Below are 15,324 nucleotides of genomic sequence, written 5' to 3' on the forward strand. Positions count from 1 at the left end.
AGTTTGATTATGTCACTTGTAAGAGATGCAATGAAGGTATTTTTGTATTCTAGACTTTACCTAATTATTGTCTTGAGTCTAGATCTTCAAGTTCTTCATACAGTTCAAGGAGTTCTTCTTCTAAGCTATCTTTTTTAGAAGAGAGTTTAGTGATGAGTTCAGTCTTTTCTACATCAAGATTTGTATAGTCAAATCGAGAGAGCAAATCATCGATCTCATTGATTGAGGCCTCTTTATTGTCAATAATTTCTGGAAGCTTGGCCAGGCGTTGCTTCTCATTATTGGATAGAGTAGGCTTAGGTTTTGTCGTTTGCTCTGTTTGTTGCTGTTCTTTTTGAATTTTCTCTTCTTTTAAGCTCTCTTCTTTTAAGCTCTGTTCTTTGATCTCTTTTTCTAGGATCTCTTTTTCTAGGGCACAGGCCTCTAGATAGGGGGCCACATGAGAATAGCCACTTGTGAAGACTTCGATATTTTGATTTTCAACTAGCCAGATCTTATTAGTGATATTTTCGAGGAAGGTCCTATCGTGAGAGATAATAAGAACTGTCCCATCAAATTCAGAGAGTTTCTTTTCTAAGGATTTCGATAGACTCTATATCTAAGTCGTTTGTCGGCTCATCAAAAATCCAGATATCTGCTTCATTTTTTAGATTGAGCGCCAGTTGAAGGCGATTAATCTCTCCCCCTGAAAAGGAAGATAGAGGTCGATGTAGCTCCGATTGATCAAAGAGATAATTTTGGAAATACGAGGCCACGTGAAGAGATCTCCCATTTTTAAAATGAATGAAATCTTCTCCATCCCCTAAGAGCTCAAATGGAGTTTTATCCAGATTTAGTTCTTCCTTGGTTTGAGAGAAATAGCAGATCTTTAAATCATCAGCGTACTTGGTTCTTCCTCCACTTACTGTGAGTTGACCAGCAATAAGTTTCATCAGGGTACTTTTTCCCACTCCGTTTTCACCAATAACACCAATTTTGTCACCCTTATAAAGGGCAAAGTCGAGCTGGTTAAACATTGGCCTTTCACCGTAACTAAAAGTCACATTTTTAAATTCAGTTAACATCTTTGTCTTACGATTAGACTTATTGATGAGAACTTCCATTGATTTCTTGGCCTCTGATTTTAAAGTATTAACTTTAGAGCTGAGGTCTTTGAAGTTTTCAACTCTCTTCTTACTTCTCGTTCCACGGGCCTTGATCCCTTGTCTCATCCAATCAGTTTCTCTTTTTAGTGAGTTTCTAAGCTTGGCGAGCATCTTCTTTCTGGCCTCTTCTTGTGAGTCGAGAAAGGTAATATAATCAGCATAACTTCCCTTATAGGCCGTGATCTCAGATCTATTAATATGGAAAATTTTATTTGTGACTTTTGATAGGAGGTACCTATCGTGTGAAATAACAATGAAGCTCTTATCTGTTTTGAGAAGTTCTTCTTCAAAGGCCTCTATTGTCTCAATATCAAGATGGTTTGTCGGCTCATCCCAAAGAATGAGGTTTGCCTTTGATGTCAATCCAAGTGCTAAGAGCACCTTACGTTGTTCTCCACCAGAGAGGTCTTTAACATCTCTTTCCAGATTGTCTAGTTTAAAGCTCTTAAGATAGGACTCAAAACTATGAGAAATTTCCCAGTGACCAAGCTTTTCTAACTCATCCATTAGCTGATGTTGTTGATCAATATGCTTTTGTTCATGAGTTTGTGAGATTCTCTCATTGACCTGATTGAGTTGATCGTGAAGTTTTTTGTAGTTGGGGATAGTAGAGGTAGTAATAGTCTTTGACTCTCACATTACTCTTTAGGAAGAATAAACTTTTGATCAACGAGAAAGACACTATATTCAAATTTCGGTCCTTGTTTATCAGTGGCCTTATCAAAGATAAATGGCGGAGTCGAAGTGTCGGGTATCGTTTTCTCTAAGAGAATATTAAATAGGGAAGACTTTCCCATTCCGTTAAGGCCGATAAGGCCAATTTTATCTCCATGCTCAATTTGAAATTGAGAGTTTTTGAAGATGATTTTCTGACCAAAGGCCAAATTGATATTTTTTAGAGAACATAATACTGACATCTCTCTAAATTATCCCATTTGATGCAGGATTTCTAATAGAAAACAGCGAGCTAAAGGATTTTTTATCTCGAGTTATTGCATTTATTTCCGATAGGTTAGGTATGAAAAAGACAATAAGCTTTCTTGTTATTGAAGATGACCAATTGGCCAGGTTAAGCCTGGTTCAAAAACTTAAAGATGTAGGTATTGTAAGTGAGGCCGATAACTTGGCCCGTGCAAAGCAATTACTTGAAGAAGGTCACTATGATGTGGCCTGGATTGATCTCGATTTAGAAAATGAATTGGAAGGTCTAGAGATCATCCCTCTTGCTAAATCTAAAGGGATTTATAGCGTTGTACTTTCTGGACGCGAAGAAGAAGAGTGTATCGAAAAGGCCTATGAGCTAGGTTGTGATGATTATCTTTCAAAGCCCTTTGAATCAGAGGCCCTTAATATTGTTCTTAGAAAGTATGAGGCCATAGGAAGTTTAGGTAAGTTTAAAGACTTCTTTGCCAAGCAGTATATTACACAAGATCAAGCTTTGATTGATCAATTAGGTATTCTTAGCGATATTGTCGTTAGTGATCGTCCCGTTTTTATAAAGGGAGCGACAGGTGTTGGGAAAACATTCCTTGCCAAACAAATTCACTCATTAATACATAAGAATGATCAGGGATTTGTGCATTTCAATTGTTCAGAGGTTCCAGAAAACCTGATCGAATCAGAACTCTTTGGTTATAAGAAGGGGGCATTTTCTGGTGCAGACAAAGATAAGAAGGGTCTCTTGGAGATGGCCGATGGTGGAACACTCTTTTTAGATGAGATTGCCACCATGCCAATGCTTCTGCAGCAAAAACTTCTTAAGGCCATTGATGAAAAGACATTCTACCCTCTGGGAAGTGAAGAGGCACAGAAATCTGATTTCAGACTAATTAGTGCTACCTGTGAGAATCTTGAAGAGATGGTTGAGGAAGGAAAGTTTCGACAAGATCTCTATTTTAGAATTGAAGGGTTTAATCTTGATATACCGCCTTTAAAGAAAAGGCGCGAGGATATCCCACTTCTTTTAAAGCACTTTCTCTCAAGTGGGGTGAGAAGAGTTGTCATTAAGGGTGATGTAAAAGACCTTCTCTACCACTACGATTGGCCGGGAAATATCAGGGAACTTCACAAGGTCATTGATATTTTAAAGTCTCGTTGTCACGGGGTTATTAAAAAGGAAGATCTTCCTGAACACATCTCGCGAGTGCATATTCAAGCAAGTACAAGTGAATCAAATAGTCAGCAAGTTGTAAGCTCTGAAGTAGAGACTATCTTTGAAAATGGTCTTTTAAATAATATGCAAATTGAATATATCAAGCATAATGGGATGAAGTGTTTTCTTGATAAAGTTGAAGAGGAAGCCGTGACCTATATCCATGAATCGCTTGGACATAAAGTTAGAGAGAGTCTTAGTATTTTGAAAATGTCGAGTAGTTCTTTTTATAGAGTTCTCAATCGCCTTAAAAAAGGGGGAGATGATGGCAAATAAGAAGATTCACGATATGAATTCTGCTCTTTCAGCTATTTCACAGGCCTTAGAGCAAATAGAAGTCAACTTTGATAAGGACCCTGAGTTGGCAAAGAAATTTCTTTTTCTAACCAGAGAAAAATGTTCTGAAGTTCTTGAGAGTTGGGAAGAAATTAAAACTGAAATTAAATAGGAAAAGTCGCCCCCTTTAGGGAGCGACTCATTTTTAAAATTTTGAAAACTCAAACATTGAAGCACTAAATCTTGCATCATTTCCACGACCACCGATAATGATTATTCTATTATCTTGAGTTAGAGTCGCACTGAACTGTGATCTTCAATATTCATCTCAGAACTCGTCTTCGTCGAGATCCCCACATAAGGATCAAAGATTTCGGCCGTCTTAGAACAATTGTCACACTTAGAGTTTACATTCCAACTAATATTAAATTGACTTTCTCCACCAACAGCAAAGACTTTTCCATCTGGTAGAAGAACTGCTTGATGGTTGGCACGGGCTTCCTTCATCAGTGTCTGAACAGGTGAGAAGCTCATCGTCTTTGGATCAAAAATCTCCATCGTATTCGTGGCCTTATCCTCATTTGTGTATCCTCCCATAATAAGAACTTTCCCATTTCTTAGTAGAGTCGCACTATGATAACTTCTTCCATACTTTAGTCTTGATGTCAGCTTGATAAATTTCTCAAATTTTGGGTCGTAGATTTCAGCACTTGATATCCCAGAACCAATTCCATTATTATCAACTTTATGACCACCAACAATCAGAACCTGACCATTTCCTAGCTTCGTCATTGTGTGACCTGCTCTTGGAACGCGCATTGATTTTGTCTTTTCAAACTTATTCTTAGCTGGATTAAAAATTTCAGCTGTTGCTTGCGCATCACGCCCTGTCCAGAATTGAGTTCTTCCAACCCATCCGCCAGTGATTAGCACTCGTCCATCATCTAGCTTGAGGGCCCTGTGGTCTACTCTAGGACTTGTTAGTTGGGCCATATTGTAAACTTCTTTCGTGTGGTGGTTGTAGAGTTGAGCACTTCTATTTGCTCCCCAACCACCAGTGATAAGAATTTCGTCAGCAGAAAGTGCTGTCGCTGTATGAAATGATCTTGCCATAATTGCGGCATCAGTTTTAACAAATGACGTATCATAGTTAGAAAGTATACTAATCGCATTTTGATTCTTTTCTGTTCCTCCTGTCACAACAAGATCTCCATTTTCAAGTCTTGTCGTTCGGTGTCCCCAACGAGATGGCATACGCGATGTTTCTAGTGGGATAAATTCATTATTATATCTATAGTCAGCAATGACACAAATTGAAGTTTCGCTATAAGGACATTCGATATTAAGAGCATTATTTCTTAAATCAAGATATGTCACAGATGAGAGTTTACTTAGCTCTGTGGTATCCGAGATATAATTATCTGAGAGTTCTAACTGATTCAAAGCATAGAGTTTCGATAAGGCCGAAATATCAGAGATTTTATTCTCATTTAATTTAAGGACGACTAAGTTATTTAACTCCTTTAAAGGTGAAATATCTTTAATTTCATTTCCACTTAAGTTTAGTGACTCGAGTGATGCCAGTGTACTAAGTGGTCTTAGGTCGCTAAGCTTAGAATCTGAAAGATCAAGTTTTGACTGAGTTTTTAGAATATCCATAGCGATACCGCATGTATCTATACTTAAATCCTGTCCTGCTGGAGCAAATCTGTCTGGATCAATCTCCTTAGCAGTTGAAACGAGTTTCTCCACAGATGTTCTTGTTTCTTCTAGAGAAAAAGCTGATTGTGAGAAGTCACACCACTGGGCAAAGTTCTCTTTTTCAACTTCAAAATCTTTACTCGCATAGAGCTCGATTCCACCTTCAACACCAAGTTTAAATTCTTGATAAATTTCTTTACAGGCAAGTGGAGCATCGTAGCACTCTTCAATCGCGAGGGCATAATCACTCATTTGTTGGTAGAGTTTACTTTCCATTGCTATAAAGTGATCCTTCTGCTTTTGACTAAGACGCACAATCCCTCTATTGATAATTGTTTCAGCTGTATTGTACTGATCATAAACTTGTTCAAAGAGCTCATTCATGGCCTGTCTCGTCTTTTTAATGGTTCTTGTTAAGGCCGGTGAAAAAGCTATATATTCACCCATGTACTTATATGAGTGAGCATAAGTCTTTAAAACCGCCGGACCTGTTGGAGAGTTAATCTCTGCCTCTGGTGCAATTTGTGATGGGAATCCTACCTTAGTGTCAGTAGCATACTTAATCGCATTTTCAAGTACATTCTCACATTTTGTCAGATCTCCAAAAGTACATTGAATGAAGTCCTTTGGCCCACTAACTTCACCAGCATTTGGGTAGAAGATATCTGAGATTTTAGAAACATCACCACCAATTTGTAGGGCCGAGACAGTGACTTTCGTATCTTTTGAAAATGTATTCTTGGCCTTTCTTAAAGATGCTGAGGCACTTGCCATCGGTCCACTCATGCTGAAGTTTGCTTCAAATGCTTGTTTGGCCTGTTGACTCGTGAAATCAATTCGAATACTAAAGAAAATCTTTGCACCTAAACTCTGCTTAAAGGCAAAACTATCACCACAAGTAAATTGAAAGCGCTCTGGATGTTGTGATAACTTTTGTCCCAGAGTATTTAATTGGGGATTAATGAGCTTTCTTTGCTTAAAGGAATAATTCCCCGTATAAATTGAGGCGATTGAAAAAGAATTACTCTTTGATTTCTTTGCAAACTTTGCTGAGGCCGAGTAGGTGATTGCCCCCATTCTGGCCCTACCTCCTGCTGCAATTCCAAGCTCTTTAGTGAGTTGTTTCTGACTGATGCTCTGTGAGAAATCAAGGTTTGATTCCTGTTTTCCAACATAGGCCACTTGCCCTGTCACACATGTTCCCGCAAAGAGTTCAGTTTCTGAATTATAGCCTGCTCCAATCTCAGCAGATAACTTTTCATTTGAAATTAACTCATATTCTTTTGCCATAACTGGCGACATTAGTAATGAAAGTGATAATAAAAATCTTTTCATCTCTATCTCCCTAGCTTTCGCTTCTTTTTACATTGATTTCTACGTACTTGATAATTTTCTTGAGTCTCTCGCCCATATAGTGGGATTTGAAAGTCTCAATTCTCTCTGGCGCATACTTAAGGTAGCTATAGTAGAGATCTACCTTGTCACCGATAATGACCCTTCTTTCGTCTATATTTGAAACACTCTCTTCAATATCATTTAAAAGAAATTGCTCAACTGTTTTGAAAATAGTCTCTCTATTCATATCAGTTTTTGAAAGCCCTTCCATTAAGAAGTTTGTCGCATCAATTCTCGTGTTAAGTGTTTTGTCAAAATCTTCAAAATTCTTTGCTGTAAGAACCTTATAGGCCAGCCTGATATTCTTAGGGTTGGTAAGATAGTCTTCTAACTCTTGCCTTTCTTCTTGAGTTAAAATGGCCTTATTTCTTATGTCTTGTTTAGCAATGAGTCTCTTTTGGTCTCTTTCGAGAACTTTTTTTATGATCCTCTCTTGCTTCGCTATTTTTTCTTTCTTTTTCACAAGACGTGGAACTCGATGATTATCTTTCTCTGTAATAACCTGTGTTTCAGTTTCCTCAATCTTGATCGTTTTATTTTCTTTTTTTACATCTGCGTTCATTATGATCACCGCAACTGCACATAGGATTGTTGAGAGTAGTAATTTATTTTTCATATAAACTCCTTATTGAAATCTCTTTAGCCAAGACTTATCTACTGAACATGGTAAGAATGTCTTGCAATGAACTTTTTCTAGCAATTCAAAATTGTTAATACTTCTGTCTTTGTTAATGATCTTTGCCGCTTTAAATGCTTTTTCTCTATCTAGAAATCCACCTGTTCTTGAACTTAAACCTCTATCTTTTACGGATGCCAAAATGGCACGTTTGACATCTTCAATAGATAGGGCAGGGTATCTCTTTAAGATATTTGCTGCATTAGAGCTCACAACTGCCGAGGCCTGAGATGTTGTTGGAGCATCAATAAAGAGATCAACATAGTTCTTACCTTTATTCGTCACACCGCCAAACTTTGGATCACTTCCAACAATGATTGTATTTACATTCTTTGTTGCAATATTCTGTGGACAGATTGCAGCCTTTTTCGGGTCAATATATGATTTGTCATTTCCAGCACTAAAGACCCATAACATTTTCTTTGATTCGGGTGTTCTTTTAATTTTTGACCATTGATGATGGGCCATACAAGATTTGGCATCATAGGTATCATAGTAGGCGTAGTTGATTACTTTAAAGTTATTCATTAGGACATTCGCTGCCCAACTCTCAAAGTTACCAAGGCAGCTTCCAATTGAGATTGGTGCAATATTAACATCTCTCATGTACTTATAGACTGATTCTGTATGCTTTGCAGCTCTTGAAAAACCTGTTCCGTATTGATTGAGATTCACTAGACCTGAGTAGTATTGTGACTGGTCAGTTGTTTTATTTAACCAACCGTAGAATGAGTCCTGAGATGATCCTTTTACTATCTTGGCATTTGGATTCACGCTTGTAAGCTCAGGTGCGATACCATTGTCACAAAGTACCACATTTCCATAACCATAGTTGCGTCTTAGGTTCTCCTGTGAAAAAGCCAAATTTTTTGGAGTGATCTTCTTTATTAGGGACTTACTATTTTTAAGATCTAGACCCATGAGAGTATACTCCAAAGTCTTTGACTCTCGCTGGCCATTTGATATTTTTAGGATAGTTCTTGCTAGGAAGTCGACCTTGTAATCAATGATCGTTGATCCCTTGTCTTTAATTGTGAGGTAGTCAAAGGCCAGAACACCTTTAAAGTATTCTCTTATTCTCTTAAATTCCTTTTGATGAGCCGTCCTTGTGAGAGACTTCTTACAGTAACCAAGACATCCTTCTTGTGTTAAACTCTCTGTCTTTGTTAGTTCAATATTTTCTAATTTCTTTGTTTCGTTATAGTATTCAAAGTCTTTCGAAAGTTCACCTTCAGTTAATCTAACATGATGGATAGGAGAGAGATCTCCCATAGTTGAGTTTAAAAAAATATTTGGTTCTCTAATGGCCAGATTAACGAATTTTTCTGAGATTTCTTGCTCTTTGTCTAATAAGTGGACTTGATAGAAGTTTGGCGCCACAAAACTTGGGAAGTTGGCGTTGTATTGAGGGATATCATTCTTTGGCGCATAATTATAAACATTAGTTTCATAAAGGTTTTCATCAGCGTAGATTGTATGTGAGATCATTTCATGATCTTCCTTTACTCGACGATCTATAGATGTTGAAATATAGACATCATGACATGCTGGTTGACTTTCGTAGATAAAGACCTGTTGCTCTGGACATTCGCAACCATTTTTTGTGATCTCACCACCAACAAAATCACAGGCCGCGACTAAACAATCTTCTCCTGGAAGACATAAGAACTCTTCTTCTTGAAGATTGTCTTCATAAGCTCGGTTTGCGTTTGAGTTACCACTATATTCTTCACTATTGGCACCACAGCTAAGTAGTAATGATAATGATATTAATCCCAGTAAGTTTCGATATTTCATATTTTTCCCCATCATGAAATTAAAGTTATAAAAGCCTCCGAAGAGGCCTTTTTATTTAAGTAGCTCACCTCTTACTAATTTTGTTCTTAGTAAGTGTTGATTCGCTCTATTTGTTGTTCTTTGTTGGACAGTAAGATCACCATTGAGTAATCCTCCAGCGACAATAACGCGATCTGTTTCAGCACTTCCCTTTGTTCTTAGGTTGAAGACTTTTCCGTGATATTGTTTCTCAGATAACTTCGTGATGACTTCAACTTCTCCCAATTCACTAAGAAGTTTTGAACCTACTTTTAATTGATTTGCATCGGCGTAATGTCCAGAAGCGAGTACTAGAGGGTGTTCCTCTGTCACTTCAAGTCTCTTTCCAGATTCAGTTTCAATGATAATAATTCTATGCTCTCCATCTACAATAGATTTCATGTAAGAGAGTACTTCGCCTTCTTTTGTTCTTAGATCACTTAGAGATGAGTCTTTATCTAATGTTGTGACAGACTTCATCTTGTTATTTAGCATATTGGCGATTTTGTATTCACCATTACCTGTTTGAATAAGTTGATCAGCTGTGTAACATCCAGAAGCACAAAATCCGATGATGTCGTATCCCTCAGGGATATAACAGTCTGCATTTGCGCTCTTTGGTGGATACCACTTCAAAGGATTCGAGGGATCTTTAGTAAAGTCTTCATTTGGTAGTCCATAAATTGGATAGGCCGGTCGTTTTGAGCCATCAGGTGCTGTATAAGTTCTATATGTATAGAGCAGTCTTCTATTGGCCGGGTCACATGTCATGGCCCACTTCATTCTTTCCTTAGCTTGTGGTTGGTTAAGATTATCTCCCCACGCTGCACATCTGGCCTCTGCAAATCCTCCTGCGGCCATTGAACTTAAGTGTGAGAGAAGCATTGTCGTAACGAGTAATTGTTTTTTCATCCTATCTCCTTTCTATTGGTTTATTGCTTCGTGCTCATATGTGCAGGGCCTGTGCCAAAAAAATCTAGGGCCAAGTACTTAATATTATGTTGTTTTTAGCGTTCCTAAATTGAAACCATTTCAAAAGTGGAATCCTGCTTTGAAACGAGAAACACGCTATGAAGCAGAATTTCAGTTATTTAAAAATGTCATACGTCAGAAGAATATTGGTATGGGTCTTGCTCTTATTTAGCTGATGTCTAGAAGGAGGAAATCATATGACTCGTAAAAATAATTCATTAAAGGGTGTCTCGAAATTGGTCTTTTTAAGTTTGCTTAGTTTTCTAGGCCCTCTTTCTCAATCTTGTTTTGCTCAACAAGAAGTTGTCGAAATTGACGAGACGATATTAGAGCTTAGTTTTCCCTATAAGAAATTGGGACATGAATTTAATTTGGGTCATGATGAATACTTAGTTCAGGCCAAGGCGCAAGGTCAGCATATTTTTAATGGTCCAAAACCCAAGCGCGATTTTGCTGAAAATAGGATCTGTTCTGCAAACTTCTTTGGTATCATTAAAACTCAGAAAACAACCCTCAATCACTTCAGTCTCTACAGTCTAGGGCCCGATTCTGATTTAACACTTATCAATGATACTAACTTAGCTTATTTAAGAAACTTTATGAATCAAGTTCAGTATGATTCTCTTCCATGCGGTAAGAGTATCTTTCGTCTAAATTCTTATCTTCATAGGACAATGCGTGTCAGGGCCATGAGACTCGAAGCATTTATGAGACAGATGGCACTGCAGGAGCTTTTTACCAGTCGTGATAATCGCTTTGTTTATCCTCAATTTGAAATGAGTGAAGAAGAAAAGAAGATGTTCTATCAATTAACGACAAATAGAATTTATCAAAATATTTTTCAGCGACAGGCCGATAGTTACGAAAGTGAACTGGCACATCTTTACTTTGAGCAGAACGAGAGCAATGAGAACTGGGCCTATGACTATCAAGTCGAACTTGCGACTAAGACTGAAGAAGAGCTCTTTGATGATTCCAAAAGAGATTTGGAGAATCTTATTCGATTACAGGATGAATTTATTGCTGAGATCGATGACTTTTGGTCGAGTCGCTGTGAGAGTGCCTCTTATCTTTATAGGATTCACGAATCAAAGCGTTGTGAAGATTTGAATATTCTAGATTTCTATTCAGAGCCTACGACAAATATTTCCGAGGTTATGGCAGCTTTTGAGATTAAGAGCTATAGCGATATCAAAAGAAATTGTCGCTCTGAGCGTTTGCTTGGAAAGACTTTTTATAAGCATACCAAAGGAGAAAAATGTCAGATTGTCGTCAATAAGGGACACCTTGGTGATGAGGCGAAACTTGAATTGCAAAAAATCCTGGAGAGAAACTCTTTTCTTAAGGAGCAATTCCAATCAATTTATAATGAAAGAATTGTCGGCTTCTATACTCATCTTATTAAGAATCTCGCACCTGATTCAGAGCTCGTTGAAAAATTTAATCAGAATCTTTCTCTTCTTGAAGATATAACTACTGATGGCGAAATGTATGAGCATGAGCTCTTTTATCAGGGTTCTATGGAGTACGATATTCCAGAAATAGAAATTGAATTGCCGTCAAAAATGCCGCTTGATTTACCTGGCTTCAACCCTGGTTGGACTGACCCGGTAAGACCACGATTCTAAATCTCTTTTAAGCACCGTTAGACGGTGCTTTTTTTTGGTCAAAAAAAATGCCACTCAAGTTGAGTGGCATGGATGGGGAAATCAAAAAATTGATGATGACTTATGTCATCATTCTTACTTCTTTATTAAGCAGTTTTCGTGCCAATATTTTATTTTCTAAGTACTCAAAATATCTATGATGGGCCGTTCCAATTTAGAAAATGTTTCAGAACAAGATCTCAATTTAAACTGCTACACAGAAATGGGGTTGTGAGAAGAGTCTAGATCTTTAAAATTAGAACCTTATTGGCCATTGTTTTGAACAGCTGAAGAATTGGATGTCTTTCTTAAATGATTTTATGGAGATGAGTAGGATTCAACCCCATTTATGGGTATCAGTTTAGTAGTGGTACGTTTGACGTGGAGCGCAAGCTTGATTTTAGTTAACTTGAGGGCGATATAGGGTGACGTTACCTGAGCAAATATGTAGAATATGGTGCGAATGGAATCGATTAGAGTTGCAATTAAATCATCAAAAAGGACGGTGTTATGCGAATTTCTACATTCTTAATTACGCTCTTATTAAGCGTATCAATCCAGGCCAAAGGCCTAAGTCTAATTGCAGCTACTGGCGCAACCGGACACAATCTCCCAGAGGTGAGTTACCTCACAAATGTTACTCCTAAAATTAATGATCAAGGTGATATTGCCTTTCCTGTTCTGGCCGCAAAATATGATGAGTTAGCTCAACTTATCTTTGTCAAAGATCATGATGCTAAGCAAGTGAGACTTTCATGGGTTATGCCACAGAATGAATTTACTAGTGATGTCTCTTTTGCACAAAATGGTCATATGATGATCTCTGCTCATGATACGGGTAAAACTGTAGCGCTCTATGATTTGAATTATGTGACGAATCAGGCCGAGATACCTTTTGCTTGGGATGATGAAATTTTTGCTCTTTCTCATCCTTATTTAAGTGCTAGCGGAATGCTCTCTTTTCGCATGATCTTAGAAGGTGGACCGAGAACAATTATTCAAATGAATATGAATGAGACTGTTCTAACTAAGACACCCTTATTCACTGAGGCTCAAGATGGGATTTCATATGTTTTCTCACCACGCCAAGCAGGAGATTATCTCCTTATTAAAATTAGGTATGGAAAACAAGGGGACTTCTCTGAACAAAGACCTGATAAACTGTGGCTTGTGAATACTAAGACTGGTCGAAGAACACTTGTCGCCCAAGATAGAGATGCTATGCCATCTTCGACAATTAAGTCGATTGAAAATATGTATGAAGTTTCTGCAAATGGAAGTGTGGCCTTTTGGACTCAAACTGATAAAGGAAGAACTCTCTTTCATTATTTCAACGGTCAACTTAAGCGCGTTCTTACTGAAGGTGTTGAGATGAGTCGTATGGATTGGTTCTCACCGGGGATCAATGATCTCGGATCTATCGTTCTTAGAGGTGTCAATAATACTGGTAAGCAAGTTATTGCGGCCTATGACCAACAAACTCACGCTTGGCGTGATCTGGTCGTTGAGGGTGATAGTGTTGAATTAGCAACGGGACACTTTATTATTGAGAAGCGAAGAGCACTTACTTTTATTGGTGGAGTGGATATCAATAATCGTAATGAAGTTGTTTTTAATGCCAATACTTTAAATAGAGAAAGTGGTGAGCGTGTTGAGGCGATTTACCATATTGAATTATAAATAAATAGGAAAGTTATGCTTTTAAAGAGAAAGGATAAGATTACTAAATCTTATGATGTTATTGTTATCGGATCAGGTCTTGCGGGAATGACTGCTGCTAATAAATTAGCAAAAGATGGACGTAGCGTTTTACTTCTTGAGGCCCATAATAAACTCGGTGGGTTTGCGACTTGGTTTAGAAGAAATGCCAAAGATGGTGAAAAACATATCTTTGATATTTCTTTACATGGATTCCCGGTTGGAATGGTGAAAACTTGTCGTCGTCACTGGTCAAAAGAAATTGCGGATAAAATTGAGCGTGTTGATAAAATTCGCTTTATCAATCCTCAGTTCGATATTTCTACTGACTTTACTAAAGAAGACTATATTAGAATTCTTGTTGAGAAATTCAACCTGACAGAAGAAGAGGTAACGGGCTTTTTTAAAGAGCTTAGAGAAATGAATTTCTATGATGATAGTACATTAAAGAATGCCGATCTTTTTGAAAGATATTTTCCTGGTCGAAATGATGTTGTGAGATTTCTTCTTGAGCCAATGGCCTATGCCAATGGTTCTACTCTAGAGGATGAGGCGATTACTTTTGGGATTGTATTTTCAAACTTCATGAACAAAGGGGCCTATATCTTCCGTGGTGGGACAGATATGCTTATCGGTATGATGAGAGATGAGTTGCTGGCAAATGGTGTTGATATAAAGCTGCATACATTTGTTGATGAGATTACAACTGAATCAGGCGTTGTCTCTGGTGTTCGTGTTGGAGAAGACCATATTCAAGCAAAGACTGTTATTTCTAATTCATCACTGCATAATACAATTTTTAAAATGGTAGGAGAGGATAAACTCTCTCCTGCTTTTATAGAGAAGGCCCGTGCCGTTCGAATTAATACTTCGAGTTGTCAGGTCTTTATGGGTCTAAAAGAAGGTGAGTCCATTCCAAATGTTGGTGAGCTTATTTTCTATTCTGATTCGGAGAAATTTGATACGGAACTTCTTCTATCGCCACAGGCCCATAGTCAAACTTTCTCAATCTATTATCCAGATATGCGACCACATCTTCCACAGAAGTATGCCATCGTTTCTTCGATGAATGCCCGTTATGAAGATTGGGCCAATCTGACAAAAGAAGAATATGAAAAGAGAAAGGATTTTCTTATTGAAAAGGCCATCTCAACAGTAGATAAACTTATCCCAGGTGGTGTGAGAGATAAGATAGAGCATGTTAATGCTTCAACACCTCTTACAATAGAAAAATATACTCATCACCATTTCGGCTCAAGCTTCGGTACAAAGTTTGAGGGTCTTGAGGTTTCAAAAGATTTAACTAAAGAGATTGAAGGTCTCTATCATAGTGGTTCAGTTGGAATCATTATGTCTGGATGGCTTGGAGCTGCGAACTATGGTGTGATTCAGGCCCACGACCTCAATACTTATTTAGATAGTAAAAATAATAATCAAGCGACAAAGGATGCTGAGGTACAACATGTTTAATTTTGATAATCAAGTAGCTGTAGTCACAGGTGGAACGAGAGGAATCGGTAAAGGTATTACAGAGGCCTTCTTAAAAAATGGAGCACAAGTTGTTGCGACCTATGCTTCAAATGATGAGGCAGCAAATCAATTCAAGTCTGAGCTTGGAGAGTTAGGGGAAAGACTTCATCTGAGAAAGTTTGATGTTTCTAATGCACAAGAAGTTGAAGCTTTTTGGAATGAACTTGCAGAATCATTTGAAAAAATTGATATTTTAATTAATAACTCAGGAATTAGAAAAGATAATCTCACTCCTGTGATGCCAGATGAAGACTGGGATAGAGTTCTTGATATTAATCTCTCAGGATCTTTCTATATGACAAAGAGAGCAGTGAAACA

General features: G+C 37.7%; 14 protein-coding genes. 6 read left to right on the forward strand and 8 right to left on the reverse strand.

The window, feature by feature from the left end:
• Positions 1-64: 64 nt before the first annotated feature.
• The 3 genes from M901_RS09150 to M901_RS09160 all read right to left on the reverse strand — a co-directional run bounded on the left by M901_RS09150 (position 65) and on the right by M901_RS09160 (position 2,062).
• Entirely contained in the window at positions 65-439 is a 375-nt protein-coding gene (locus M901_RS09150; protein ID WP_021277928.1) for a hypothetical protein, read from the reverse strand.
• A gap of 118 nt (positions 440-557) precedes the next feature.
• On the reverse strand, positions 558-1,766 hold the full coding sequence (locus M901_RS09155) for an ABC-F family ATP-binding cassette domain-containing protein (protein WP_369793754.1): 1,209 nt from the start codon (positions 1,764-1,766) through the stop codon (positions 558-560).
• A gap of 17 nt (positions 1,767-1,783) precedes the next feature.
• Positions 1,784-2,062, reverse strand: coding sequence for an ATP-binding cassette domain-containing protein (locus tag M901_RS09160; protein ID WP_021277927.1), 279 nt, complete (start codon positions 2,060-2,062; stop codon positions 1,784-1,786).
• Between the two features lie 101 nt (positions 2,063-2,163).
• On the opposite strand from M901_RS09160, the gene M901_RS09165 reads away from it, so the two are divergent.
• Together M901_RS09165 and M901_RS09170 are read left to right on the forward strand one after the other, a co-directional pair.
• Positions 2,164-3,573, forward strand: a complete 1,410-nt coding sequence (locus M901_RS09165) for a sigma-54 dependent transcriptional regulator (RefSeq protein WP_021277926.1) — start codon at positions 2,164-2,166, stop codon at positions 3,571-3,573.
• A complete protein-coding gene (locus M901_RS09170) occupies positions 3,563-3,745 on the forward strand; it encodes a hypothetical protein (RefSeq protein ID WP_021277924.1) in 183 nt (60 codons plus the stop codon). Before M901_RS09165 ends, M901_RS09170 begins: the two co-directional genes overlap by 11 nt.
• 33 nt (positions 3,746-3,778) lie before the next feature.
• Here M901_RS09170 and M901_RS18410 read toward each other — a convergent pair whose 3' ends face one another.
• Genes M901_RS18410 through M901_RS09190 form a run of 5 tightly spaced genes read right to left on the reverse strand, consistent with a single transcriptional unit; the run spans position 3,779 to position 10,072 of the window.
• Complete coding sequence (locus tag M901_RS18410; protein WP_369793755.1) at positions 3,779-3,850, reverse strand: hypothetical protein; 72 nt, start codon at positions 3,848-3,850, stop codon at positions 3,779-3,781.
• Between the two features lie 14 nt (positions 3,851-3,864).
• Positions 3,865-6,609 carry a kelch repeat-containing protein gene (locus tag M901_RS09175; protein ID WP_021277917.1) on the reverse strand — a complete coding sequence of 915 codons (2,745 nt, stop codon included), beginning with the start codon at positions 6,607-6,609 and terminating at the stop codon, positions 3,865-3,867.
• 10 nt (positions 6,610-6,619) lie between these two features.
• Positions 6,620-7,285, reverse strand: a complete 666-nt coding sequence (locus tag M901_RS09180; RefSeq protein ID WP_021277920.1) for a hypothetical protein — start codon at positions 7,283-7,285, stop codon at positions 6,620-6,622.
• 9 nt (positions 7,286-7,294) lie between these two features.
• Entirely contained in the window at positions 7,295-9,142 is a 1,848-nt protein-coding gene (locus M901_RS09185) for a S8 family serine peptidase (protein ID WP_021277915.1), read from the reverse strand.
• Positions 9,143-9,193: 51 nt separating this feature from the next.
• On the reverse strand, positions 9,194-10,072 hold the full coding sequence (locus M901_RS09190) for a Hint domain-containing protein (protein ID WP_021277919.1): 879 nt from the start codon (positions 10,070-10,072) through the stop codon (positions 9,194-9,196).
• Between the two features lie 257 nt (positions 10,073-10,329).
• Between M901_RS09190 and M901_RS09195 the strand changes: the two genes are divergently transcribed.
• The 4 genes from M901_RS09195 to M901_RS09210 all read left to right on the forward strand — a co-directional run.
• Complete coding sequence (locus M901_RS09195; protein WP_021277922.1) at positions 10,330-11,760, forward strand: hypothetical protein; 1,431 nt, start codon at positions 10,330-10,332, stop codon at positions 11,758-11,760.
• Between the two features lie 528 nt (positions 11,761-12,288).
• Entirely contained in the window at positions 12,289-13,458 is a 1,170-nt protein-coding gene (locus M901_RS09200; protein WP_021277923.1) for a hypothetical protein, read from the forward strand.
• A 15-nt stretch (positions 13,459-13,473) separates the two neighbouring features.
• A complete protein-coding gene (locus M901_RS09205) occupies positions 13,474-14,946 on the forward strand; it encodes an NAD(P)/FAD-dependent oxidoreductase (RefSeq protein ID WP_021277925.1) in 1,473 nt (490 codons plus the stop codon).
• Positions 14,939-15,324, forward strand: a 386-nt coding sequence (locus M901_RS09210; protein ID WP_021277918.1) for an SDR family NAD(P)-dependent oxidoreductase, incomplete at its 3' end; no start/stop codon positions are given. The genes M901_RS09205 and M901_RS09210, both read left to right, overlap by 8 nt.

This window comes from Bacteriovorax sp. DB6_IX (assembly GCF_000447775.1).
In the GTDB taxonomy this organism is placed as follows: domain Bacteria; phylum Bdellovibrionota; class Bacteriovoracia; order Bacteriovoracales; family Bacteriovoracaceae; genus Halobacteriovorax_A.

What these genes read in the sequence shown, in the direction of transcription:
- M901_RS09160 (WP_021277927.1), bottom strand. Translation starts at nt 2,062, where the DNA reads ATGTCAGTATTATGTTCTCTAAAAAATATCAATTTGGCCTTTGGTCAG.
- M901_RS09165 (WP_021277926.1), top strand. Translation starts at nt 2,164, where the DNA reads ATGAAAAAGACAATAAGCTTTCTTGTTATTGAAGATGACCAATTGGCC.
- M901_RS09170 (WP_021277924.1), top strand. Translation starts at nt 3,563, where the DNA reads ATGGCAAATAAGAAGATTCACGATATGAATTCTGCTCTTTCAGCTATT.
- M901_RS09175 (WP_021277917.1), bottom strand. Translation starts at nt 6,609, where the DNA reads ATGAAAAGATTTTTATTATCACTTTCATTACTAATGTCGCCAGTTATG.
- M901_RS09180 (WP_021277920.1), bottom strand. Translation starts at nt 7,285, where the DNA reads ATGAAAAATAAATTACTACTCTCAACAATCCTATGTGCAGTTGCGGTG.
- M901_RS09185 (WP_021277915.1), bottom strand. Translation starts at nt 9,142, where the DNA reads ATGAAATATCGAAACTTACTGGGATTAATATCATTATCATTACTACTT.
- M901_RS09190 (WP_021277919.1), bottom strand. Translation starts at nt 10,072, where the DNA reads ATGAAAAAACAATTACTCGTTACGACAATGCTTCTCTCACACTTAAGT.
- M901_RS09195 (WP_021277922.1), top strand. Translation starts at nt 10,330, where the DNA reads ATGACTCGTAAAAATAATTCATTAAAGGGTGTCTCGAAATTGGTCTTT.
- M901_RS09200 (WP_021277923.1), top strand. Translation starts at nt 12,289, where the DNA reads ATGCGAATTTCTACATTCTTAATTACGCTCTTATTAAGCGTATCAATC.
- M901_RS09205 (WP_021277925.1), top strand. Translation starts at nt 13,474, where the DNA reads ATGCTTTTAAAGAGAAAGGATAAGATTACTAAATCTTATGATGTTATT.